The 21,898-nt window shown below is 68.5% G+C and carries 23 protein-coding genes; 17 read left to right on the forward strand and 6 right to left on the reverse strand.

Annotation, left to right across the window (positions count from 1 at the left end):
* Nucleotides 1-68: 68 nt before the first annotated feature.
* Entirely contained in the window at nt 69-1,034 is a 966-nt protein-coding gene (msrP, locus tag IP93_RS07630; RefSeq protein WP_144814045.1) for a protein-methionine-sulfoxide reductase catalytic subunit MsrP, read from the forward strand.
* Nucleotides 1,034-1,681, forward strand: a complete 648-nt coding sequence (locus tag IP93_RS07635; RefSeq protein ID WP_144814047.1) for a protein-methionine-sulfoxide reductase heme-binding subunit MsrQ — start codon at nt 1,034-1,036, stop codon at nt 1,679-1,681. The genes msrP and IP93_RS07635 overlap by 1 nt, the downstream gene beginning before the upstream one ends.
* Here IP93_RS07635 and IP93_RS07640 read toward each other — a convergent pair.
* Nucleotides 1,650-2,456, reverse strand: a complete 807-nt coding sequence (locus IP93_RS07640; RefSeq protein WP_144814050.1) for an FHA domain-containing protein — start codon at nt 2,454-2,456, stop codon at nt 1,650-1,652. The genes IP93_RS07635 and IP93_RS07640 overlap by 32 nt on opposite strands.
* A gap of 84 nt (nt 2,457-2,540) precedes the next feature.
* Here IP93_RS07640 and IP93_RS07645 point away from each other — a divergent pair, with 84 nt between their 5' ends.
* Nucleotides 2,541-2,816: a polyhydroxyalkanoic acid system family protein gene (locus IP93_RS07645; RefSeq protein WP_144814052.1), complete on the forward strand. Its 276-nt coding sequence runs from the start codon at nt 2,541-2,543 to the stop codon at nt 2,814-2,816.
* Between the two features lie 30 nt (nt 2,817-2,846).
* Here the strand turns inward: IP93_RS07645 and IP93_RS07650 are convergent, their stop codons facing one another.
* Nucleotides 2,847-3,785, reverse strand: a complete 939-nt coding sequence (locus IP93_RS07650; RefSeq protein WP_144814055.1) for a LysR family transcriptional regulator — start codon at nt 3,783-3,785, stop codon at nt 2,847-2,849.
* A 171-nt stretch (nt 3,786-3,956) separates the two neighbouring features.
* On the opposite strand from IP93_RS07650, the gene IP93_RS07655 reads away from it, so the two are divergent.
* Genes IP93_RS07655 through pcaD form a run of 7 tightly spaced genes read left to right on the forward strand, consistent with a single transcriptional unit; the run spans nt 3,957 to nt 10,114 of the window.
* Entirely contained in the window at nt 3,957-5,129 is a 1,173-nt protein-coding gene (locus IP93_RS07655) for a muconate/chloromuconate family cycloisomerase (RefSeq protein ID WP_144814056.1), read from the forward strand.
* Between the two features lie 2 nt (nt 5,130-5,131).
* Nucleotides 5,132-5,422 (forward strand): muconolactone Delta-isomerase, encoded by a 291-nt coding sequence (catC, locus tag IP93_RS07660; RefSeq protein WP_144814058.1) that lies wholly within the window; start codon nt 5,132-5,134, stop codon nt 5,420-5,422.
* 58 nt (nt 5,423-5,480) lie between these two features.
* Nucleotides 5,481-6,407 (forward strand): catechol 1,2-dioxygenase, encoded by a 927-nt coding sequence (gene catA, locus IP93_RS07665; protein ID WP_144814061.1) that lies wholly within the window; start codon nt 5,481-5,483, stop codon nt 6,405-6,407.
* Nucleotides 6,408-6,457: 50 nt separating this feature from the next.
* Nucleotides 6,458-7,324, forward strand: coding sequence for a CoA transferase subunit A (locus tag IP93_RS07670; protein ID WP_144814063.1), 867 nt, complete (start codon nt 6,458-6,460; stop codon nt 7,322-7,324).
* Nucleotides 7,321-8,103: a CoA-transferase subunit beta gene (locus IP93_RS07675; RefSeq protein WP_144814066.1), complete on the forward strand. Its 783-nt coding sequence runs from the start codon at nt 7,321-7,323 to the stop codon at nt 8,101-8,103. The genes IP93_RS07670 and IP93_RS07675 overlap by 4 nt, the downstream gene beginning before the upstream one ends.
* Nucleotides 8,103-9,311 (forward strand): 3-oxoadipyl-CoA thiolase, encoded by a 1,209-nt coding sequence (gene pcaF / locus IP93_RS07680; RefSeq protein WP_144814069.1) that lies wholly within the window; start codon nt 8,103-8,105, stop codon nt 9,309-9,311. The genes IP93_RS07675 and pcaF overlap by 1 nt, the downstream gene beginning before the upstream one ends.
* Nucleotides 9,308-10,114, forward strand: a complete 807-nt coding sequence (gene pcaD / locus IP93_RS07685; RefSeq protein ID WP_144814070.1) for a 3-oxoadipate enol-lactonase — start codon at nt 9,308-9,310, stop codon at nt 10,112-10,114. Before pcaF ends, pcaD begins: the two co-directional genes overlap by 4 nt.
* A gap of 23 nt (nt 10,115-10,137) precedes the next feature.
* Here the strand turns inward: pcaD and IP93_RS07690 are convergent, their stop codons facing one another.
* Complete coding sequence (locus IP93_RS07690; protein ID WP_144814073.1) at nt 10,138-10,857, reverse strand: DUF8198 family protein; 720 nt, start codon at nt 10,855-10,857, stop codon at nt 10,138-10,140.
* A gap of 187 nt (nt 10,858-11,044) precedes the next feature.
* On the opposite strand from IP93_RS07690, the gene IP93_RS07695 reads away from it, so the two are divergent.
* The 3 genes from IP93_RS07695 (at nt 11,045) to IP93_RS07705 (ending at nt 14,142) form a co-directional block, all read left to right on the forward strand.
* Nucleotides 11,045-12,361 (forward strand): patatin-like phospholipase family protein, encoded by a 1,317-nt coding sequence (locus IP93_RS07695; RefSeq protein WP_144814076.1) that lies wholly within the window; start codon nt 11,045-11,047, stop codon nt 12,359-12,361.
* A gap of 86 nt (nt 12,362-12,447) precedes the next feature.
* Nucleotides 12,448-13,077: a phasin family protein gene (locus IP93_RS07700; RefSeq protein WP_144814080.1), complete on the forward strand. Its 630-nt coding sequence runs from the start codon at nt 12,448-12,450 to the stop codon at nt 13,075-13,077.
* A 105-nt stretch (nt 13,078-13,182) separates the two neighbouring features.
* Nucleotides 13,183-14,142: a restriction endonuclease gene (locus IP93_RS07705; RefSeq protein WP_144814083.1), complete on the forward strand. Its 960-nt coding sequence runs from the start codon at nt 13,183-13,185 to the stop codon at nt 14,140-14,142.
* 151 nt (nt 14,143-14,293) lie between these two features.
* Here IP93_RS07705 and IP93_RS07710 read toward each other — a convergent pair whose 3' ends face one another.
* Nucleotides 14,294-16,285, reverse strand: a complete 1,992-nt coding sequence (locus IP93_RS07710) for an SDR family oxidoreductase (protein WP_144814084.1) — start codon at nt 16,283-16,285, stop codon at nt 14,294-14,296.
* A gap of 202 nt (nt 16,286-16,487) precedes the next feature.
* Between IP93_RS07710 and IP93_RS07715 the strand changes: the two genes are divergently transcribed.
* Nucleotides 16,488-16,745: an acyl-CoA-binding protein gene (locus IP93_RS07715; RefSeq protein ID WP_144814087.1), complete on the forward strand. Its 258-nt coding sequence runs from the start codon at nt 16,488-16,490 to the stop codon at nt 16,743-16,745.
* Nucleotides 16,746-16,771: 26 nt separating this feature from the next.
* Nucleotides 16,772-17,398: a TetR/AcrR family transcriptional regulator gene (locus IP93_RS07720; protein WP_144814089.1), complete on the forward strand. Its 627-nt coding sequence runs from the start codon at nt 16,772-16,774 to the stop codon at nt 17,396-17,398.
* Between the two features lie 169 nt (nt 17,399-17,567).
* On the opposite strand, the gene IP93_RS15620 is transcribed toward IP93_RS07720, so the two are convergent.
* Nucleotides 17,568-17,735 (reverse strand): hypothetical protein, encoded by a 168-nt coding sequence (locus IP93_RS15620; RefSeq protein WP_158636301.1) that lies wholly within the window; start codon nt 17,733-17,735, stop codon nt 17,568-17,570.
* Nucleotides 17,736-17,838: 103 nt separating this feature from the next.
* Between IP93_RS15620 and IP93_RS07725 the strand changes: the two genes are divergently transcribed.
* Together IP93_RS07725 and IP93_RS07730 are read left to right on the forward strand one after the other, a co-directional pair.
* On the forward strand, nt 17,839-18,693 hold the full coding sequence (locus IP93_RS07725) for a tetratricopeptide repeat protein (RefSeq protein WP_144814092.1): 855 nt from the start codon (nt 17,839-17,841) through the stop codon (nt 18,691-18,693).
* A 174-nt stretch (nt 18,694-18,867) separates the two neighbouring features.
* Entirely contained in the window at nt 18,868-19,290 is a 423-nt protein-coding gene (locus tag IP93_RS07730) for a universal stress protein (protein WP_144814095.1), read from the forward strand.
* A 9-nt stretch (nt 19,291-19,299) separates the two neighbouring features.
* Here the strand turns inward: IP93_RS07730 and IP93_RS07735 are convergent, their stop codons facing one another.
* Nucleotides 19,300-21,621, reverse strand: coding sequence for a putative bifunctional diguanylate cyclase/phosphodiesterase (locus IP93_RS07735; RefSeq protein WP_144814098.1), 2,322 nt, complete (start codon nt 21,619-21,621; stop codon nt 19,300-19,302).
* Nucleotides 21,622-21,898: the final 277 nt, after the last annotated feature.

Genomic DNA, 21,898 nt, shown 5'->3' on the forward strand with positions numbered 1-21,898 from the left:
CCGCGCGCATGCAACTTGTTGACCGGACCCGTGGTCCAATGCAACAGCCCCCCCTGCGAGGTTGCCGCATGTCCCTGCGTGACGCCCTGCGACTCCCGGCCACGGAGATCACCGACGAGGCCGTGTACCGCGACCGCCGGCGCCTGCTCGCGGCATTGGCCGCCAGCCCAGCGCTGGCGCTGTCGGGCTGTGCCGAGGCTGACCCGCCCGCGCCCAAGCTGACGATCACGCCGCAACAGGTGCGCTCGGGCTTCCGCACCGACGAGACGCTGACGCGGGTCGAGGACGTCACCAGCTACAACAACTTCTACGAGTTCGGCAGCGGCAAGACCGATCCGTCCAAGGCGCGCAAGACCCTGCGCACCTCGCCGTGGACGATCACTGTCAGCGGCGAATGCGCCAAGCCGGGCGTGCTGGACATGGCCGACCTGCTCAAGGGCCTCACGCCCGAGGAGCGCGTCTACCGTCTGCGCTGCGTGGAGGGCTGGTCGATGGTGATCCCGTGGCTGGGCGTGCCGCTGGCCGACGTGCTCAAGCGCTTCCAGCCCACGTCGAAAGCCAGGTACGTGGCCTTCACCACCCTGGCCGACCCGCGGCAGATGCCGGGGCTGGTGTATCGCAGCATCAACTGGCCCTACCGCGAGGGCCTGCGCATCGACGAGGCCATGCACCCGCTGACCCTGCTGGCCACCGGCCTGTACGGCAAGCCGTTGCCGCAGCAGAACGGCGCGCCGCTGCGGCTGGTGGTGCCGTGGAAGTACGGTTTCAAGAGCATCAAGTCCATCGTCGAAATTCGTTTTGTCGAGAAGATGCCGCCCACCGCCTGGAATGACCTGCAGCCGGACGAGTACGGCTTCTTCTCCAACGTGAACCCCAACGTGGACCACCCGCGCTGGAGCCAGAAGACCGAGCGGCGCATCGCCGGCACCGCCAGCAAGCTGTTCGCCGAGCGCATCCCCACCCGCCTGTTCAACGGCTACGGCGAACAGGTGGCCGGCATGTACAGAGGCATGGACCTGGGGAAGTGGTTCTGATGGCGTCGTGGCGCCCCTCGCCCAGGGCCAACGTGGCCCTGAAGACCGTCGTGCACGCCCTTGCGCTGACGCCCATGGCGATCCTGGCCCTGCAGGTCCGCGAGGAATTCCTCACCGGCAGCGGCGCACTGGGCGCCGACCCGGTGGCCGAAGTCGAACACCGCCTCGGCCTGTGGGCGCTGCGCGTGCTGATGCTGACCCTGGCCATGACCCCGTTGCGCCAGGTCACCGGACAGACGGTGTTCCTGCGCTTCCGGCGCATGCTCGGCCTCTACACCTTCGCCTATGCCACCCTGCACCTGACGGCGTACCTGGTGCTGGACCTGCGCGGCTACTGGACGCAGATCTTCGAGGACATCGCCAAGCGGCCGTACATCACCGTCGGCTTCCTGGCCTGGCTGCTCCTGGTGCCACTGGCGGCCACCTCCACCCAGGCGGCGATACGCCGGCTGGGTCGGCGTTGGGTGCAACTGCACAAAGCCGTCTATGCCATCGGCGTGTTGGCGGTGCTGCATTTCTGGTGGCTGGTGAAATCCGACATCCGCGAACCGTTGCTATACGCGACGATCCTCGCGGTACTGCTGGGCTGGCGCGTGGCGCAGCGCTGGCGTGGGGTCAGCGCGCGCCGAAGAGCAGCAGCAGGCTGAGCAGCGCCGCCAGGCCCAACGCGGCCAGCAACAACCAGGAACTGCCCCGCGCCGAAGTCGACAACGCGGCGCGGCGGCCGGTGTTGACCAGCACCGGCGCCAGGCCCTCCTGGTCCAACAGCGCCGAGTCCGGCAGGGTCTCGGCCAACGCCCGCATCGGGGCTTCGACCACGAAGCGGTGGGCCGTGTCGAACACGACCTGGTCGCCCACTTGCAGCAACGCATGGCGCACGGGATGGCCGTTCACCGTACTTCCGGTCTCCGATCCCATGTCGCGCAGCACGATACCCTTGGGATGCGGTTCCAGGCGCGCATGCCGCTCGGCGAAGTCGTGGTCGGCGATGAGGATGTCCGACTCCTGGCTCCGGCCCACCACGCGCGACCGGTCCATCGCGAACGCGCGACCGTGATGGGTCCCGCCCACGCCACGCAACAGCGCATGCCCGTTGCCCTCGCTGCCCACGGTCTCCGGCGGTGCCGGCAGCGGCTCGTCACCCAGCAACTGCAGCAACTGGCCCTCGAAGAAGATGGCATCGCCGGGTCGCAGCATGGCCATGCGCCGCACCGGGCGGCCATTGACGTGCACCCCGCGCAACCCCTCGCGCAACTGCAGCCAGATGCCACGCCGGTCCACGCAGAACTGCACGCGCACATCGCCGGCCGCTTCGACCGGACGCGGCCGGCCGTTGGCATCAAGACCCACGGCATGCACGCCCGGCGTAAGAACCAGGTCCCGGTGGTCGCGGTGCGGGAAGCGAAGTCTTGGGTCAGTCACGTGCGGGGAATCTAGCACGGCCAGCCCCCTTGGAAGCACGCGCGGCGACGGCCACAATACCCGCGCACCCTCCGGAGCCACCGCATGTCGCACATCGCCATCGATCACGCCCACAAGCTGTCGCCGGCCAAGGCCCGCGAAGTCGTCGAGGAAGTGGCCAGCAAACTGCACGAGCGCTTCGGCGTCGACCACCACTGGGACGGCGACCTGCTGCACTTCACCCGCAGCGGCGTGGATGGCCACATCGCGCTGCAGCCGGGCAACGTACACGTCACCGCCAAGCTCGGATTCCTGCTGGGCGCGCTGAAGGGACCAATCGAGAGCGAGATCCGCCGCGTGCTGGACGAACGCTTCGCCTGAGCGCAGGTGGCGGCCCGGCCGCAGGCGGGGTCAGTCCCTGCGAGCCAGCGCCAACGTGACCCGCGAGTCGTGCAGCCACTCGGGGTGGGTGTCATACATCTCGCGGATGTAGCCCTTGATGGCCTCGATGTACGCGGACCCATCGTTGGTCCGGTACACCATGATCAGTGGCGAGGTCGCCGCTTCCTCCGCGATGGGCCGGTAATGGATGTCATCGCGCAGCGCCTGCGCCGATGCCGGCACCACGCACACCCCCATCTCCGCCGCCACCAGGCCCAGCGCGGCCTGCAGCTCACGCACCTCCAGCACCTCGCCGCTGCGCACGCCATGGTCGGCCAGCAGCGACAGCACCGCATCGGCGAAGCTCGGCCGCGGCTCCTTGGGGTAGACGATCAGGTTCTGCCCCGCCAACGCGGTGATCGACAGCGGCTCCACGGACGTGGCCAGCGGATGGCCGTCGGGCAGCGCCATCACCAGCCGCTCCTCGCGCATGATCAGCCGTTCCACCGCCGGGTCGGCCACGCGGATGCGGCCAAAGCCCACGTCGATGCGCCCGGACTTGAGCGCCTCCACCTGCTGGGAGGACATCAACTCGACCAGTTGCACGTCCAGGTCGGGAAAATCCTTGCGCAGGTTGCGCACCACCTGCGGCAGGCCGCCGTACAGCGTCGAGGACACGAACCCCACCGACAGCACGCTGCGCTCGGCCTGGCCGAGTCGGCGGGTGGCCGTCTTGGCCTGCTCGATGCGCCCCAGGATCTGCAGCGCCTGCTCGTAGAAGAACCGGCCCGCGTCGGTGAGCCGCACCGGCCGGCTGTTGCGCACCAGCAGGCGCACGCCCAGCTCGTCCTCAAGCTGCTGGATCTGCCGGCTCAACGGCGGCTGGGCGATGTGCAACTGCTCGGCGGCGCGGGTGAAGTTGCGCTCGCGGGCCACGGTGACGAAATAGCGCAACTGGCGTAGTTCCACCGGTCCTCCCCGCCCGCTTCAAGGCGTCTGGAACATACTGTTAGCGCAGGTATGCTGCGGTGCAATAAAGCGCCATGTACAGGCCCTGCAGCCCCAATGATACCCAAAAGGTATCGAGCAAGATCAAAACGGTCTTGGACCTGCGGTGACGATCGTAAAAAGATCGGGGGCATGGACAGTGTTTCCGCCTCCCCCCGCATCGAACGCGTCGAGACCCTGGTCCTCGACATCCCGACCATCCGCCCGCACCGCCTGTCGGTCGCCACCATGCACGCGCAGACGCTGGTGCTGGTGCGCATCCATTCTAGCGACGGCGTGGTCGGTACCGGCGAGGGCACCACCATCGGCGGCATGTCCTACGGCCCCGAGAGCCCGGAAGGCATCAAGCTCACCATCGATACCTACATCGCGCCGCAGCTGGTCGGCGCCGACCCGCGCGCGGTACGCCCGCTGATGGCCAAGCTGGCCAAGACGGTCAAAGGCAACCACTTCGCCAAGTGCGCGGTGGAAACCGCCCTGCTCGATGCCCACGCCCGCCGCCTGGACGTGCCGATGTCGGAACTGTTCGGCGGCCGCATGCATGACCGTCTGCCAGTGGCGTGGACGCTGGCCTCCGGCGATACCGCCAAGGACATCGCCGAAGCCGAGGCAATGCTCGACGCGCGCCGCCACAACGTCTTCAAGCTCAAGATCGGCCTGCGCTCCGTGGCCGAGGACGTGGCCCACGTCGCCGCGATCAAGCGCGCCGTCGGCGACCGCGCCAGCGTGCGCGTGGACGTGAACATGGCCTGGAGCGAACGTGATGCGCACCACGGCCTGCCGGCACTGGCCGACGCGGGCTGCGACCTGGTCGAGCAGCCCACCCGCACGATGGCCTCGCTGGCCCGCCTCACCGGCCGCTACCCGATCGCGGTCATGGCCGACGAATCCGTGCAGGACCCCGATACCGCGTTCCTGCTGGCGCAGGCCCGTGCCGCGGACGTGTTCGCGGTCAAGACCGAACAGGCCGGCGGGCTGTTTGCCGCCCAGCGCGTGGGCGCCATTGCGGATGCGGCCGGCATCGAACTCTACGGCGGCACCATGCTCGAGGGCGGCATCGGCACGGCATCGGCGGTGCAGGTGTTCAGCACCTTCGCGCGCCTGCAGTGGGGCACCGAGTTCTTCGGGCCGCTGCTGCTGACCGAGGAAATACTGGCCACGCCGCTGCAGTACCGCGACTTCCACGTCAGCGTTCCCACCGGGCCAGGCCTGGGCGTGGAACTGGACGAGGAGCGCGTGCAGTTCTTCCGCCGCGACGTTCAGCGCAATGCCAGCGTCGCCATCACCGCCCCCACCGGAGCCTGAGCATGCTGTTCCATGTCCGCATGGACGTGCGCATCCCGCACGACGTCCCCGCCGAAACCGCCGCCCGCCTCAAGGCCGAGGAGAAGGCCCGCTTCCAGGAGCTGCAGCGCAGCGGCAAGTGGCGCCACATCTGGCGCGTGGTGGGCGAGTACGCCAACTACAGCATCTTCGACGTGGACAGCAACGCCGAGCTGCACGACCTGCTGCTGTCCCTGCCGCTGTTCCCGTACATGCAGATCCAGGTGCAGGCGCTGTGCCGCCACCCCTCCTCGCTGCACGACGACGACCGCTGAGCGCGGCACGTCCCTTCCTTTCCACCGACCGCACTCCCCGCGACACACCGAGGTAGCCATGAGCGTCAACGTTTTTGATACGGCCGAAGTCCAGGATTTCATCAAGACCGCCGCGGGCCTGACCGTGGCCGGTGGCAATCCCCGCGTCAAGCAGATCGTGCACCGGGTCATGAGTGACCTGTTCAAGACGATCGAAGAACTGGACGTGACCCCCGACGAGTTCTGGTCGGCGGTGAACTACCTCAACGTGGTCGGCCAGCGCGGTGAAGCCGGTCTGCTGGCCGCCGGCCTGGGCTTCGAGAAGTACCTGGACATCCGCATGGACGCCCAGGACGCGGCTGAAGGCATCGAAGGCGGCACCCCGCGCACCATCGAAGGCCCGCTGTACGTGGCCGGCGCCCCGCTCAGCGAAGGCAGCGCGCGCCTGGACACCGATCCTGACGAGGGCCAGGTGCTGATCATGCACGGCACCGTGCGCGGCCGCGACGGCTCGCCGCTGGCCGGCGCCATCGTGGAAGTGTGGCACGCCAACAGCAAGGGCATGTACTCCTATTTCGACAGCACGCAGAGCGCCTACAACCTGCGCCGCAGCATCCGCACCGACGCCAACGGCCGCTATGAGTTCCGCAGCCTGGTGCCCACCGGCTACGGCTGCCCGCCGGACGGTCCGACCCAGGGCCTGATGGACCTGCTCGGCCGCCATGGCCGCCGCCCGGCGCACATCCACTTCTTCGTCACCGGCGATGGCTACCGCAAGCTCACCACCCAGATCAACATCGACGGCGACGAGTACCTGCACGACGACTTCGCCTTCGCCACCCGCGATGACCTGATCCCGACCGTGGTGCAGCGCGACGACGCGGCCTCGCAGCAGGCCCGCGGCCTGGATGCGCCGTTCGCCGAAATCGCCTTCGACTTCACCCTGACCCCGCTGGCCGGCGAAGCCGATACGCAGGTGGTGGAGCGTGTGCGCGCGGCGGCCTGACCGGTCGCCACCGCCCGCCCCCACTCCGTCAGAACACGCCGAGGTCCCCCATGGCTGAGCTTTGTTCCCTGCGAGAAGCCGTTTCCCAGCTGATCCACGATGGCGACACCGTGGCGATGGAAGGCTTCACGCACCTGATCCCGCATGCGGCCGGCCACGAGGTCATCCGCCAGGGCAAGCGCGACCTGTCGCTGGTGCGCATGACCCCGGACCTGGTCTACGACCAGCTCATCGGTTCGGGTGCGGCGAAGTCGCTGCGCTTCTCGTGGGGCGGCAACCCGGGCGTGGGTTCACTGCACCGCCTGCGCGACGCGGTGGAAAAGGGCTGGCCGCACAAGCTCGACATCCGCGAGCACAGCCATGCCGACATGGCCAACGCGTACGTGGCCGGTGCGTCCGGCCTGCCGTTCGCGGTGCTGCGCGGCTACACCGGCTCGGACCTGCCCAAGCACAACGACCACATCCGCTTCATCCAGTGTCCGTACACGGGCGAAACGCTGGCGACCACGCCGGCGGTGCGCCCGGACGTGACCGTGATCCACGCGCAGCAGGCCGACCGCCAGGGCAACGTGCTGCTGTGGGGCATCCTCGGCGTGCAGAAGGAAGCCGCGCTGGCGGCCAAGCGCCTGATCGTCACCGTCGAGGAGATCGTCGACAAGCTTGAGGCCGCGCCCAATGCCTGCATCCTGCCCAAGTGGGTGATCAGCGCGGTGTGCCACGTGCCCGGCGGGGCGTTCCCGTCGTACGCGCAGGGCTACAACGAGCGCGACAACCGCTTCTACCTGGCGTGGGATGCGATCTCGCGCGACCGCGAGGCGTTCACTGCCTGGATCCAGCGCCACGTGCGCGACACGGCCGACTTCGCCGAGTTCCGCCGCGTGTACGCCGAGTCCTCGCAGCTCGCGGAGGCCGCATGAGCAGCTACACCACCAACGAGATGATGTCCGTGGCCGCCGCCCGCCGCCTGCCCGATGGCGCGGTGTGCTTCGTCGGCATCGGCCTGCCCTCCACCGCCGCCAACCTCGCCCGCCTGACGCACGCGCCCGAGGCGGTGCTGATCTACGAATCAGGCCCCATCGGCGCCAAGCCGACCGTGCTGCCGCTGTCCATCGGTGACGGCGAACTGGCCGAGACCGCCGACACGGTGGTGCCGACCTCGGAGATCTTCCGCTACTGGCTGCAGGGTGGCCGCATCGACGTGGGCTTCCTCGGCGCGGCGCAGATCGACCGCCACGCCAACCTCAACACCACCGTGATCGGCCCGTACGACGCGCCCAAGACCCGCCTGCCGGGTGCCGGCGGCGCGCCGGAGATCGCCGGCTCGGCCAAGGAAGTGCTGATCGTGATGCGCCAGGGCAAGCGCGCCTTCGTCAACCAGCTCGACTTCGTCACCTCGGTGGGCCACATGGACGGCGGCGACGCGCGCGCCCGTGCCGGCCTGCCGGGCAAGGGTCCGGTCGCGGTGATCACCGACCTGTGCATCATGGAGCCCGATCCGGTCAGCCGCGAGCTGACCGTCGTGTCAATCCACCCTGGCGTCACCCGCGAGCAGATCGTCGAGGCCACCGGCTGGCCGATCCGCTTCGCCGCGCAGGTGGGCGAGACCGTGCCGCCGACCACCACCGAACTCGATGCTCTGCGCGCCCTCGAGGAACGCACCGCCCAGGCCCACGGCAAGACCAAGGGAGGCGAATGATGGGCGACGTGCTGATCGTTGATGGCATCCGCACCCCGATCGGCCGCTACGGCGGCGCCCTCGCCGGCATCCGCGCCGACGACCTGGGCGCGGTGCCGCTGGCCGAACTGCTCAAGCGCAATCCGTCGCTGGACCCGCGCCAGATCGACGACGTGTTCATGGGCTGCGCCAACCAGGCCGGCGAGGACAACCGCAACGTCGCGCGCATGAGCCTGCTGTTGGCCGGTTACCCGGTCGAGGTGCCCGGCACCACGATCAATCGTCTGTGCGGCTCCGGCCTGGACGCGGTCGGCACCGCCGCGCGCGCCATCGCCAGCGGCGAACTTGAGGTCGCCATCGCCGGCGGCGTGGAGTCGATGTCGCGCGCCCCGTATGTCATGGGCAAGGCCGACGGCGCCTTTGCCCGCAACCAGGTCCTCGAAGACACCACGATGGGCTGGCGCTTCATCAACCCGGCGCTGCGCGCGATGCACGGCGTGGAGTTGATGGGCGAGACCGCGGAGAACGTCGCTGCGCAATACGGCATCTCGCGCGAGGACCAGGACCTGTTTGCGCTGCGCAGCCAGCAGCGCAACGCACGCGCGCAGGCCGCCGGCTTCTACGAAGGCGAGATCGTCCCGGTCGACGTTCCCGGCCGCAAGCGCGGCGAAGTCGTCACCGTCCGCGCCGATGAACACCCGCGCGCGGACACGACGCTGGAAGCGCTCGCCAAGCTCAAGCCGCTGTTCCGCACGCCGGGCACGGTCACCGCCGGCAACGCCTCGGGCATCAATGACGGCGCCGCTGCGCTGCTGCTCGCCTCCGAAGCCGCGGCCGCACGCCACGGCCTGATCCCGCGCGCACGCGTGCTGGGCCTGGCCACCGCCGGTGTCGCGCCGGGCGTGATGGGCATCGGACCGGTGCCGGCCACGCAGAAGCTGCTGGCGCGCCTGGGCATGACCATCGACGACTTCGACGCGATCGAACTCAACGAGGCCTTCGCCGCGCAGGGACTGGCGTGCACGCGTCAGCTCGGCCTCGCTGACGATGCTGAGCACGTCAATCCCAATGGCGGCGCCATTGCCCTCGGCCACCCGCTGGGCATGAGCGGTGCGCGCCTGGCGCTCACCCTGCTGCGCCAGCTGGAAGCCACTGGCGGCAAGCGCGGCCTGGCGACGATGTGTATTGGTGTTGGCCAAGGCATCGCCCTGGCGGTCGAGCGCGCATGAACGCGGTGGCCATCCCCCAGGCAAACGCATTCTTCGATGCCGGCCACGTGCACCTGCACTACCGCATCGATGGGCGCGAGGGCGCGCCTTGGCTGGTGTTGTCGAACTCACTGGGCACCGACCTGACGATGTGGGATCCGCAGGTCGATGCGCTTGCGGCGCACTACCGCATCCTGCGCTACGACCGCCGTGGCCATGGCCTGTCCTCGTCACCCGTTGGCGCGTACACGATGGCCGACCTGGGTGGCGATGTGCTGGCATTGATGGACGCCGTCGGCATCCAGCGGGCGCATTTCTGCGGCCTGTCCATCGGTGGCCTGGTCGGGCAATGGTTGGCACTGAACGCGCCGCACCGCCTGGGGCGGGTGGTGCTGGCCAGTACCGCCGCCTGCATCGGCAGCGCGGAAGGCTGGTACGCGCGCATCGCCCAGGTTCGCGAGCGTGGCCTGGCCTCGTTGCTGGACGGCACGGCCGACCGCTGGTTCACGCCTGCCTACGCGCAGGCACACCCCGAACGCGTCCGCGACACGCTGGCGCGCTTCGCCGCCACCGATGCCGAAGGCTATGCAGGCTGTTGCGCGGCGCTGGCCACCGCGGATTTCCGCCGCGACCTGGCGCAGGTCAGCCTGCCGGTGCTGGCGTTGGCTGGCCGCGATGATCCGGTGACTCCGCCCGCTGACCTCCAGGCCATCGCCCGGGGCGTCGCCGACGGCCGCTATGCCGACGTTGCCGGACGCCACCTGTGCAACGTCGAATCCCCCGAGGCCTTCACCGCCGCCGTGCAGGCCTTCCTGGCCGGTTGACGCACGCTGCAGGTCGTCAGGCGTCAGGCGTCCGGCAGTTCCAGCGGCTCACCGGCGAACAGCCGGCGCGACAACGCACGCTCATTGCGCTCGATCTCGGTAATGAACCCCGCCGGGTCGCCGAGCCGGGAAAACGCCTCCACGCCGCGCTCCAGGAACCCCTGCAACTCGACCAGCCCGGCCGCCTTCGCCGGTCCACGCGAAAGCTTGAGCAGCATGCCCACGCCCGGCAGTTTCAGGCCGCGGCCCAGATCGTTGCCCGCCCGCGCGATCAGGTCGATCTGGTGGCGTCGCAACCGCGGCAGCCCGCATGCACGGTACGCCTCGCCATAGAGTGCGTCGTCCAGCCGCCGGCGCCGTGGCGCAAGCGCTTCCAGCGCGTCGGCCATGCGCAGGTCGAAGGCATGGGTCAGCAGCCCCAACTCGACCGTGTCGGCCACGCTGGCCAGCAGGCTCTCGGGCAGCAGCTTCTGCATCAATGGCACCACGCGCGCGATGTCGGCATCGCGCTGGCTGAAGTCGTGGTCGCCGTACACGTCGCTCAGGAAGAACTCCGCCGCCGCCCGCCGCTTCGGATCGTCCAGGAAATGGGCAAAGCTGCGGCGCAGGCGCTCGGCCTGCCAGCGACGCAGTTCCGGCAGCCAGCGCAGGCCATTGCGGGGCTCGCGCTCCGGATCCGTCAGGTGCTGGTGGCGCCGCAGCAGGTCGGGCAGCCGTGCGGACAGGTCGCGGGTTCGGGCCATGACCGACGATCATCGACCGGCGCGCCCCTGCCCTGCAACCGCAGGGTGTGGCCTGGCCTGTCCACGCCGGTGCACCGGTAGCATCATGGACAGGGCGCTATCGCCCGCTCCCGTGACGTGACGGAGTCACCACGGCACCACCGGACGATTGGGCTACACTCGGCCGAACCCGTCCGTACCGCTGCGCATGCTGTCACTCCATACCGCCCGCCATCGCCGTGAAACCGCAGGCAAGCCCCGCGTCGGGCTGGCCATTGCCGGCGGCGGCCCCATCGGCAGCATGTACGAACTGGGCGCCCTGCGCGCGCTGGACGAAGCCATCGAAGGCCTCGACCTCAACCGCATGGACTGCTACGTCGGCGTCAGCAGCGGCGCGTTCCTGGCCGCGGGCCTGGCCAACCGCATGCGCACCGAGGAGATGTGCCGCATCTTCATCACCGGCGACAGCAACGACGTGGCGTTCCGCCCGTCCGACTTCATGCGCCCGGCCGTGGCCGAGTACGTCCGTCGCCTGACCGCGCTGCCGCAGATCACGCAGAAGTGGTGGCGGGACGTGCTGCGCTCGCCGTGGGACGCGGGCTGGTCCAGCTTCCTGATGCGCTTTGGAAGCCTGGTGCCTACCGGGCTGTTCGACAACGCACCGGTCGAACGCTTCCTGCGCGACGTGCTCAGCCAACGCGGCCGCACCAACGATTTCCGCAAGCTCGACGCACCGCTGTACGTCATCGCCGTGGACCTCGACAACGGCGAGGCCGTGCGCTTTGGCAGCGATCCATGGCGCGACGTGCCCATCTCCAAGGCCGTGCAGGCCAGCGCCGCCCTGCCCGGCCTGTACCCGCCCGTGCAGGTCCGCGGCCGCAGCTTCGTCGATGGCGCCCTGCGCCGTACCATGCACGCCTCGGTGGTGCTGGACCAGGACATCGACCTGCTGATCGGCGTCAATCCACTGGTGCCGTTCAACGCGCAAGGTGACGACGACGGCCTGGAAGCCGGTGCCAGCCACTCCGGCCGTCTGGCGCGTGGCGGCCTGCCCGCCGTGCTGTCGCAGACCTTCCGCACGCTGCTGCAGTCGCGCATGCAGGTGGGCCTGGCCAAATACGCCACCCAGTATCCGGACATCGACCAGCTGATCTTCGAGCCCAACGCGCGCGATGGCGAGATGTTCTTCACCAACGCCTTCAGCTTCTCCGCCCGCGCGCGCATCGCCCAGATCGGCTACCGCAACACGCTGGCCGACCTGCGCCGCCGCACGGACACCCTGGGCCCCCTGCTGGCCGCGCACGGCATGTCGCTGCGCGAAGCCGTGGTCAACGCCCCCCACCGCTCCATCCTCGACGGGCTGCCGCCCGCCACGCGCGACTCGGACACCACCGCGCGCCTGCGCCGCGCACTGGACGAGGTGGAGCAGCGCGTTGCGGCCCCGCCTGCCGCCGCGCCGCGGGCGAAGCGCAAACGCACCACGACCCGCCCCGGCACCGCCCGCAAGAAGCGCCAACCCGCCTGACGGGCGCAGCGCCCGCACGCTTGGTGTGAAAACTCTAAGCCCGCGACGCAAGGTGGAAGACACCCCGTCCATCCCCTGAGGGAACCATGGCAACGTTCAAGAAGTCCGCGAAGAAGACGACCGCCAAGAAGGGCGCTTCCGCCTCCACCGCCGAAGGCCTGACCAAGACGCTCAGCGAGTCCGCGCAGCAGATCTGGCTGGCCGGCATGGGCGCCTTCGGCCGCGCACAGAGCGAAGGCACGCGCTTGTTCGAATCGCTGGTGAAGGAAGGGCTCAACCTGGAGCAGACCGCGCGCAAACTGGCCGGCGGCCAGGCCGACGCGGTCCGTGGTGCCATGGAGAACAAGGTCGGCCATGCCCGCGAGCGCGCCGCCGACACCTGGGATCGCCTGGAAAAGGTCTTCGAGGACCGTGTGCAGCGGGCGATGAACAAGCTTGGCGTACCGGGCCGCGACGACCTCAACGAGCTCAGCCGCCGCGTGGACCAGCTGACCGCCCAGTTGCGTCAGCCGGGCAAGGCCACCCCGGCCGCCCGCGCCCCGGCCAAGCGAGCGGCCAAGGCCTCAGCCAGCAAGACCGCGGCTGGCGGCGCCAAGCCGGCCCGCAAGGTCGCCAAGGCAGCCAAGACCGCCAAGACCGCCAAGGCTCCGCGAAAGGCACCGGCCAAGCGTACCCGCAAGGCCATCAGCACGCCGCAGCCGCCCACCACGCCGTAACCCGCCCCGTCGCCCCGCATCACATGCCGCCTGTGCGCCCAGGCACTGAACAGTGCCGCGGCGTCCACGTATAGTTCGTCGCTGGGTGATCAATTCGGGGTGGGAATGCTCAACGCATCATTCATCGGCATCGTGCTGGCGGTGGCACTGCTGCTGGGCGGCGGCTTCATGACCTACCTGTGGCTGGTCAAGCAGCGCCAACTGGTCGTGGCCGGCGGCATCGCCACGTTGGCCGGCATGCGCTGGCGCGAATTCTCCCGCTTCGTGATCGAAGCCCTGCAGGCCCAGGGCTTCGACACCCATGCCGACGAACACAACCCGGACCAGACCGACCTGCGCCTCGCCCGCGGCGGCCAGACCTGGCTGCTCAGCTGCAGGCAGGGCCCCAACACCCGCATCACCGGCACCCACGTGGGTGAACTGAACAACGCAATCCGCCTCAATGGCGCCGCCGGCGGCATGCTGGTCACGCTGGGCACGGTGGAACCGTCCGCACGCAAACTGGCCGGCACCGTGGAAATGATCGACGGCGCCACCTTGTGGCCGCTGATCGACCCACTGCTGCCTCCAAGCGTTCACAACGGACTGTTGCAGAAGGCCCGCAACGAACTCTCACGCACCGCCGCCCTCGGCTGGATCGGTGCCTTGGTGGCAGGCATCGGCGTGGCACTGCTCATCGCCCCCAAGGGTACTGACGTGCCCCCGGCAACGGTCAACGAGACCAACATCGCCAATCCCGCCGCAACCAAGGGGACCGCAACCAAGGTCGCAACGCCCGCGTCCGGGCCCGCCGCCCCCATCATCACCATCGCGCCGCTGCCCGAAGACCAGCAGCGCAAGCACGTGATCGATGCCGTCGGTGCCCTGCCGGGGGTGGATTCGGTCGCCTGGTCCACCCGCTCCACGCTCCAGATCCAACTCACCGGTCCGGCCGACCAGCCGCAGGTCGACGCCGTCTGTGCCGTCGTGAAGCGCTACGAGGCCATTCGCACCTCGCGCCTGCACCTGCAGCCTTCAACCGACAGCGGAGGATCGGTGCGCTTCCTGCAGTGCGCCACGTTCTAGACCGCAACGCATGCCGCGACGATCCAAGGCCGCCGGACACGTCTGGCGGCCTTTTCCATGCCCAGGGCCAACACCCCACGGTCACCCGGGCCTACCGCGCACCTCGCGCCTGCACTGCAAACACGCCTTCAGGCCAACGGGCCCACCTGCCCTACCAGTGCACCCCACGCATCAGCGACGCGAATGCGATCTGCTCGTTGCTCGGCTGCTCGTTCCCGGGCATGTCCCGGTCGCCCTTGGCCGCCGCCGAATCCGGGAACAACTCGAATGCGGTGTTCATCACCACCTCGTACGCCTTGGGTGCCAGCGCATTGATCACCGAAGCGAAGATGCCCAGGCGCGTGGCGATGCGGCTGGGACGCTCGATGATGCCCTTCACCACCATGTCCGCGGCTTCCTCCGGGCTCAGCGTCGGCACGCTGTCATACATCCGGGTCGGCGCGATCATTGGCGTCCTCACCAGCGGCATGTTGATCGTGGTGAAGCAGATGCCCTTGCCCGACAATTCGCCCTGCGCGCAGCGGCTCCAGGCGTCCAGCGCCGCCTTCGACGCCACGTAGGCCGAAAAACGCGGCGAATTGGCCAGCACCCCGATCGAGCTGATATTGATGATGTGCCCGCGGCGCCGCTCGGTCATGCCCGGCAGGAACCCCATGATCAGCCGCAGGCTGCCGAAATAGTTCAGCTGCATCGTGCGTTCGAAATCGTGGAAACGGTCATACGACAGCTCGATCGAACGGCGGATGGAACGGCCCGCGTTGTTGACCAGGATGTCGACCTTGCCATGTGCGTCCAGCACGGTCTTCACCAACCGGTCGCAGTCGGCCATGTCGGAGAGGTCGGCGGTATAGGCGAAAACTTTGCCGCCGGCCGCCTTCATCGCATCACGCGCCTTGAACAGTTCCTCCTCGCCGCGCGCGACGATGATCGTGGTCGCGCCCGCGGCCGCCACCTTCTGCGCCGTGGTCAGGCCAATGCCCGATGACCCGCCCGTGATCACCACCACCTTGCCCTTGACCTTGCCCTTCAGCGAGCGATCCACGAACAGATCAGGGTCCAGGTGGCGCTCCCAGTAGTCCCACAGCCGCCAGGCATAAGCGTCCAGCTGCGGCACGCCGATGCCGCTGCCCTTGAGCGCGCGCTCAGCCTCGCGGTTGTCGAAGCGCGTGGGGTACGTCAGGAACTTCAGCGTCTCCCTGGGCACCTTGAAATCGCGCAGCAGCATGCCGATGAAGCGGCGCACCGGCGGCAGGCTGCCCACGGCCATGCGCACGCTGCCGGGCACGAAGGCGAACATGCGCGCATCGATGCGCATCGTCATCTCCGGCGCATGCCCGGCGCGCGCGAACGTGTTGAGCACCTCGCCCACGCGCATGGGGTCGGGGTCGGTCAGGTGGAAGCACTTTCCGTCCAGCCTCGGCTTGTGCGCGATGTGGTCCATCGCATCGGCCACGAAGTCCACCGGCACGATGTTGATGCGCCCTCCCTCCAGGCCCAGCGTGGGCATCCACGGCGGCAGCATCTCGCGCAACTTCTTGAGGAAGGTGAAGAAGTAGTACGGGCCGTCGATCTTGTCGATTTCGCCGGTCTCCGAATGCCCCACCACCATGCCGGGACGGTAGATGCGCCACTTCACACGCTTCTCCGCTCGCACCAGGCCTTCCGAATCGTGTTTGGTGCGCAGGTACGGATCGTCCAGGCCCTCGGCCTCCTCGAACATGTCCTCGCGGAACACACCCGGGTACAGGCCCGCCGCGGCGATCGAACTGGCGTGGTGGAAGCAGCCCGCCTTGATCGCCGCCGCCAGGTCCAGCGCATGCGCGGTGCCATCAATGTTGGCCACGCGTTGCGCCTCGGCGCTGGCGGTCAGGTCATAGATCGCGGCCAGGTGGAAGAAGTGCTTCACCTTGCCCTGCAGCGCCCGGATCTTCGCCGCCGACACGCCGCAGTTGGCGCGGGTCATGTCGCCCTGCACCACCAGTACGCGCTTCATGTCCCAGCCCATCTTCCGGCCGATGGCCTCGAGCTTTTCCAGCGAGTCCTTGCGCACCAGCACGTGCACCGGCCCCTTGCGCTTGAGCAGCAGGTTGGAGACCAGAAAGCGCCCGATGAAGCCCGTCGCGCCTGTCACGAAATAGCCCATGCCCCTCTCCTGGTTGTGGTCCCGACGGGTCCCTGGCGGGGGCGGGCGCGCTTGCCCGGCGGCAGCGCTGGCACGGTGCCCCGCACGGCGCCGTTGCACCTACGTTGCCAGACTGGCGACGCCCCCACAATTCCTGTCCGTATTGACCCTCCACCCCCTGCATGGTGTGATGAAAGAACACTTCGTGGCGCCTCGGAGGGCCATGTCGGACCTGCAAACCGCATTCAAGCAAGCCGCCGAAGATATCAAGGGCCTGTCCGAACGCCCCGACAACGACACCCTGCTCCGCCTCTATGCGCTGTACAAACAGGGCGCCGAGGGCGACGTGGCCGGCCCCAAGCCCGGTTTCTTCGATTTCGTGGGCACCGCCAAGTACGAGGCCTGGTCCAAGCTCAAGGGCACGCCGCAGGGCGACGCCATGAAGAAGTACGTCGACCTCGTGAAGAAACTGCGCGGCTGAGCCCGCGCATCAAGGACCCAAGCCGAGTGGCCAAGGACACGCGCCAGAAGATCCTCGACGCGGCGCTGGGCATGTTCAATGCCCAGGGCGAACCCAACGTCACCACCAACCACATCGCCGACGAGCTGGAGATCAGCCCGGGCAACCTCTACTACCACTTCCGCAACAAGGACGACATCATCGAGCAGCTGTTCGCGCGCTTCGAGGAGCGCATGGACACCGCGCTGGGCGCACCCGAGGGGCGCCTGCCGGGCCTGGAGGATGTCTGGCTGCAGCTGCACATGGTGTTCGAGTGCATCTGGGATTACCGGTTCCTGCACCGCGACCTGGTCGAGATCCTCAGCCGCAACCGCCGCCTGCGGCTGCGTTTCGCCCGCATCCTCAGGCGCGCCGACGAGCAGGCGCACGCGGTGATGCGCGGGCTTTCCCAGGCCGGGGTGATGCGCGCATCGGCCGAGGAGCTGGCGGCTACCGCCACCAACGTGTTGCTGGTGGCCACCTTCTGGCTCAATTATTCGGCCGCGCGCGGCAACAAGGACGAGCAGGCGGCAATCCGCCAGGGCATCGTGCAGGTGATGATGCTGATCGCCCCGTTCCTGCGCGACGCCGAGCGCATGCACCTGCACACGCTGACCAGCGCCTACCGCGACTGACGCCGCTTGCCTGCCCGGTCCGCGGCAGCCTCAAACAGGTGCCCGCCCAGCGCCGCAATCTTGCGCTGCACCACGCGCGCCAGCCCCAGGCTGGCCAGCCAGAGGTGGCGGGCCGTGGTCTGCCTGGAATGGGAATCCTTGCGCGGCCGGGCATCCATCAACAGCACCCTCAGGACAAGGTGCGCAACACGTAAATCACCACCACCGAGATCATCGTCGCCACCCCCGCGGCGATCAGTACCGGTCCCACGCGACGCTGCCGGAACGTGTAGCCCATGATCAGGGCCAGCAAGCCGGCAAACACCACGATGACGCCGGTTGTGTCGATCAGGCCCATGTCGCCCCCTCTGCATTACCTGTTGTGATCATGCCAGCAAAGCCAGCCGATTGCCTGCGCCGGGGAATTTGGCGATGCTGCCAGCACGACAACGGAGGTGGTCATGGCAGGCAAGTCGACATGGGCGGCACTCCCCAAGGACCTCCAGGGTCACGCATTCCCCGGTGACGCCCTGAAGAAGGCGTGGCCCAAGCTGCATGCGGGCGACCAGGAGCCCTACCCCGACAAGAAGCGCGCCGCGGCATTGATCGAAGCGGCCGGCAAGCACGCACCCAAGGGCCTGGATGCCGAAGCGCTGGCCACCGCCCTGCAGGACGCGTGGCGCGCCTTCCACGAAGGCGATTTCAAGACCGCCTACGATGCCGGCGTGGCGCTGGGCCCGGTGGGGGCCTCGGTGGCGGTCAAGGCCATCGGCATCCACGCCACCCACCTGGTCGATGACGACGCGGAGAAGCTCAAGCGCTTCGAGCAGGCGGCCAAGCTGGCCGAAGCCGCCGTCAAGGCGCTGCCCGGCGAGGCCAACAGCCACTTCCGCCATGCATTCGCACTGGGCCGCTACAGCCAGTGCATCAGCATCGTGAAAGCGCTCAAGGCCGGTATTGCCGGCAAGGTGCGGGCCTCGCTTGAGACCGCGCTGGAACTGGCACCCAACCACGCCGAGGCCCACACCGCCATGGCGCTCTACCACGGCGAGATCATCGGCAAGGTGGGCAGCATGATCGGCGGCGTCACGTATGGCGCCAAGGCCAGTGAAGCCACCACGCACATGAGCACCGCGCTGCGGCTCACGCCCCAGGCGCCCATCGCCAACATCGAGCATGGCAACCTGCTGCTGCTTCTGCACGGTGACAAGCGGGAGGCCGAGGCCGCACGTGCGTACGAAGTGGCGGGGGCACTCAAGCCCCTCGACGCCATGGACGCACTGGACGCCGCCTTCGCCCGCGAACAGCTGGAATAGGCCCCGCGCCCCGGCCCGTACGAGCACCGCCGGTTTGATGCCAGTCAAGCGCGTCGCACCCGCGACGACTAGCCTGCATCATATGGCCATGGTGGTTGCCTGCATCGCCCCTGCCGTGCGCCCGGGCGACGCCCACCACCTTTCACCCGTCCCGCACAATCCAGGAGCCTTACGATGCACATCCTCCTCGCCGTTGACGGCAGCCCCGTCGCCACCCGCGCCGTCAAGCACGTCGCCAAGCTCGCCGCCAGCATGGCCAAGCCGCCCAAGGTGACGCTGATGTTCGCCGACGAGCCGCTGCTGCGCAGCGTGGCCGTCTCGCTGGGCGTGCAGGGCGTGGACAAGTACCACGCCGACAACGCCGCCTACGCCACGCGCAGCGCGCGCACCGCGCTCAACCGCGCCAAGATCGCCTTCAAGGAAGACATGCGCGTGGGCCCGCCGGCACAGACCATCGTCAAGGCCGCCAAGGACCTCAAGGCCGACCTGATCGTGATGGGCTCGCGCGGCCACACCGCCCTGGCCAGCGTGTTCCTCGGCTCGGTGGCCACCAAGGTGATCGCCGAAAGCCCGGTGCCGGTGACGGTGGTGCGCTGAGGCGCAGCCTCAGGCAGTACCGGCTTCCATCGGCCTGGACAGCGCGGCCACCACAGGGTGGTCCGCGGGCAGCGCCTTCACCATCAGCGCCACCGCACCCTCGAAGCGCGTCGGCTTGCCCAGGAAGTAGCCCTGCAACTCGTCCACGCCGTGCTCGGCCAGCCAGTCGCGCTGCGCCGGGGTTTCCACGCCCTCGGCCACGGTTTCCAGCTCCAGCGCCTTGGCCAGGGCGATCACCGACTGGCAGATCGAGCGGTCGCTGTCGTTGTCGGCCAGGTCGCGCACGAACGAGCGGTCGATCTTCAGGCGCCGGATCGGCAGGCGCTTGAGGTAGGACAGGCTCGAATAACCCGTGCCGAAGTCATCCACCGCGATGCTCACGCCCAGGTGCGTCAACGCCTCCATGGTCGCGATGGCGCGCTCCGGGTTGTCCATGATCATCGACTCGGTGAGTTCCAGCTCCAGCGCGCCCGGGCGCAGCCCGTGGTCGACCATCGCCTGTTGCACATCCTCGTACAGCGATTCGGCGAACTGCGCCGCCGACACGTTCACCGCGATGCGGAACTGCCCCAGGCCCAGGGCCGACAGGCGCTTGTGGTGCTTCGCGGCCATCGTCAGCACGCGGCGGCCCAGCTCACCGATCATGCCGCTTTCCTCGCACACCGTGATGAAGCGCCCGGGCGGGATCTCGCCCTGCTCCGGGTGGTTCCATCGCACCAGCGCCTCCATCGCCACCGGACGCCCGTCGCGGTGGAACACCGGTTGGAACGCCAGCACGAATTCGTTGTTCTCGAATGCCTCGCGCAACTCCTTCACCAGTTGCAGACGCTCGGACGTGTTGGCGTCGAAGCTTGCGTCGTAGCCCACCGCGCGGTTACGACCCAGTCGCTTGGCCTGGTACATGGCCATGTCCGAGCGCATCAGCAGCGTGTCGGCGGTCGTACCTGAATCCGGATAGATGGCGTGCCCAATGCTCGGGGTGATGGCGTGCGACGTGCCGTCGATGATGATCGGCTGCGAAATAGCCTGCGTCACCCGCCCGATCACCGCGTTGCTCGAGGTGGGATCGCCCTGCTCGGTCAACAGCACCACGAACTCGTCCCCGCCGAAACGCGCAACGGTATCGGTATCGCGCACCAGCCCTGACAGCCGCGAAGCGACCGCGCGCAGTACCTTGTCGCCAGCGGCGTGTCCCAGCGTGTCGTTGATCAGCTTGAAGTCATCCAGGTCGATGAACATCACCGCGACCTTCGAATTGCTCCGGTCGGCGACGCGGATCGCCTGCTCCAACCGGTCCACCAGCAGCTGGCGGTTGGGCAGCCCGGTCAGGTCATCGTGCGTGGCGCGGAAAGCCAGCTGCTCCTCGTAGTGCCGCTGCTCGGTCACGTCGTTGACGATGGCCACGTGGTGCGTGACCTCGCCATCGGGCGCGCGAAGCGGTGTCAGGTGCAGGTCGTTCCAGAACAGGCTGCCGTCGTGCCGGTAGTTGCGCAAGGTCACGCGCACGTCACGGCCCCCCTGAAGTGCGGAGCGGATTGCATCCACCGCCGCCTGTTCGCGGTCGCTGCCCTGCAGGAACCGGCAGTTGCGGCCCACCAGCTGCTCACTCGTGCAGCCGGTGATGCGCTCGAACGCCGGATTGACATAGATGATGGGGTGGTCGGTCAACGTGGCATCGGTGATCACGATGCCGCTGTCGGTGGTTTCCACCGCGCGGCGCAGCAGTCGCAGGTCGGTGGCGAAGCGGCGTTTTTCGTCGTCCCAGTTGGGGGCCGCATCGGTGGCCATATCACTTTGCAACGGTGCCGAATTCGGTGCGGGGGTGTGCGGCTGGACCAGCGCCGTGACCAGCAGGCAGGGCATGCCGGCGAACTCCAGGTCACGGACCTGCAGATGCGCCGCGAGCCGCCGCCCATCCGGCAACGGGAAGGACCAGAACTCGCCTGCGGCACGCTCCTCCGCACGACGCGTTGCCAGCGTATCCAACGTCCAGCCCAGTGAGTGTGCGGGGGAACCCTCGGCCGGGGCCGCGCCCTCGACCAGCCCAAGGCTGCTGCTCGCCGCAGCGTTGGCGGCCATCACGCAGCCCTTGGTGGGGCAATGGATCCACATGGGCACGGGGCTATCGCCAAAGATTGCCCGCTGCTGCCCTTCCATGCGCCTGAGGCGCTCACGCGCCTGGTTCAGCTCACCCTGGCTGATGCCGGCGACGCGGTCGGCATCGAGCAGGGCCCGGTGCGCTGCGTCCAGTTGGGCCACCTGCACCCGGTGGCGGCGCAACAGCGAACCCACAAGCACGCCCGCCAGCAGCGTCACGAGCCCCGTGGTCACCAGTCCGCCCCAGGGCCACGCCGCCAGGATGTGAAGAGTTTCCGATGCCGTCACTGCCGCCGGTCTGCCATCGCTGTATCGCATGCACCCAGGGGGCGCACCCCGTTGCGTTGGATGATGCCACAACGTTGCGGGACCTCTCACAACAGGATTGCTCCACGTAACACAATGCCGGGTGAGTTGCCCGCATGCGGTCCCGTGGTCCAACATCGGTGGCCTGCGCGCCCCGCCTTCGGCGTATCCACGGAGTGCGGGACACGGAGGTAGCGCCGCCCCC

Origin of the sequence: Aerolutibacter ruishenii (assembly GCF_007830115.1) — a bacterium.
GTDB classification, from domain to species: Bacteria; Pseudomonadota; Gammaproteobacteria; order Xanthomonadales; family Xanthomonadaceae; genus Aerolutibacter; species Aerolutibacter ruishenii.

Excerpts from the sequence above, each read along its gene's own strand:
- msrP (WP_144814045.1), top strand. The coding sequence starts at position 69 with ATGTCCCTGCGTGACGCCCTGCGACTCCCGGCCACGGAGATCACCGAC.
- IP93_RS07635 (WP_144814047.1), top strand. The coding sequence starts at position 1,034 with ATGGCGTCGTGGCGCCCCTCGCCCAGGGCCAACGTGGCCCTGAAGACC.
- IP93_RS07645 (WP_144814052.1), top strand. The coding sequence starts at position 2,541 with ATGTCGCACATCGCCATCGATCACGCCCACAAGCTGTCGCCGGCCAAG.
- IP93_RS07655 (WP_144814056.1), top strand. The coding sequence starts at position 3,957 with ATGGACAGTGTTTCCGCCTCCCCCCGCATCGAACGCGTCGAGACCCTG.
- catC (WP_144814058.1), top strand. The coding sequence starts at position 5,132 with ATGCTGTTCCATGTCCGCATGGACGTGCGCATCCCGCACGACGTCCCC.
- catA (WP_144814061.1), top strand. The coding sequence starts at position 5,481 with ATGAGCGTCAACGTTTTTGATACGGCCGAAGTCCAGGATTTCATCAAG.
- IP93_RS07670 (WP_144814063.1), top strand. The coding sequence starts at position 6,458 with ATGGCTGAGCTTTGTTCCCTGCGAGAAGCCGTTTCCCAGCTGATCCAC.
- IP93_RS07675 (WP_144814066.1), top strand. The coding sequence starts at position 7,321 with ATGAGCAGCTACACCACCAACGAGATGATGTCCGTGGCCGCCGCCCGC.
- pcaF (WP_144814069.1), top strand. The coding sequence starts at position 8,103 with ATGGGCGACGTGCTGATCGTTGATGGCATCCGCACCCCGATCGGCCGC.
- pcaD (WP_144814070.1), top strand. The coding sequence starts at position 9,308 with ATGAACGCGGTGGCCATCCCCCAGGCAAACGCATTCTTCGATGCCGGC.
- IP93_RS07690 (WP_144814073.1), bottom strand. The coding sequence starts at position 10,857 with ATGGCCCGAACCCGCGACCTGTCCGCACGGCTGCCCGACCTGCTGCGG.
- IP93_RS07695 (WP_144814076.1), top strand. The coding sequence starts at position 11,045 with ATGCTGTCACTCCATACCGCCCGCCATCGCCGTGAAACCGCAGGCAAG.
- IP93_RS07700 (WP_144814080.1), top strand. The coding sequence starts at position 12,448 with ATGGCAACGTTCAAGAAGTCCGCGAAGAAGACGACCGCCAAGAAGGGC.
- IP93_RS07705 (WP_144814083.1), top strand. The coding sequence starts at position 13,183 with ATGCTCAACGCATCATTCATCGGCATCGTGCTGGCGGTGGCACTGCTG.
- IP93_RS07710 (WP_144814084.1), bottom strand. The coding sequence starts at position 16,285 with ATGGGCTATTTCGTGACAGGCGCGACGGGCTTCATCGGGCGCTTTCTG.
- IP93_RS07715 (WP_144814087.1), top strand. The coding sequence starts at position 16,488 with ATGTCGGACCTGCAAACCGCATTCAAGCAAGCCGCCGAAGATATCAAG.
- IP93_RS15620 (WP_158636301.1), bottom strand. The coding sequence starts at position 17,735 with ATGGGCCTGATCGACACAACCGGCGTCATCGTGGTGTTTGCCGGCTTG.
- IP93_RS07725 (WP_144814092.1), top strand. The coding sequence starts at position 17,839 with ATGGCAGGCAAGTCGACATGGGCGGCACTCCCCAAGGACCTCCAGGGT.
- IP93_RS07730 (WP_144814095.1), top strand. The coding sequence starts at position 18,868 with ATGCACATCCTCCTCGCCGTTGACGGCAGCCCCGTCGCCACCCGCGCC.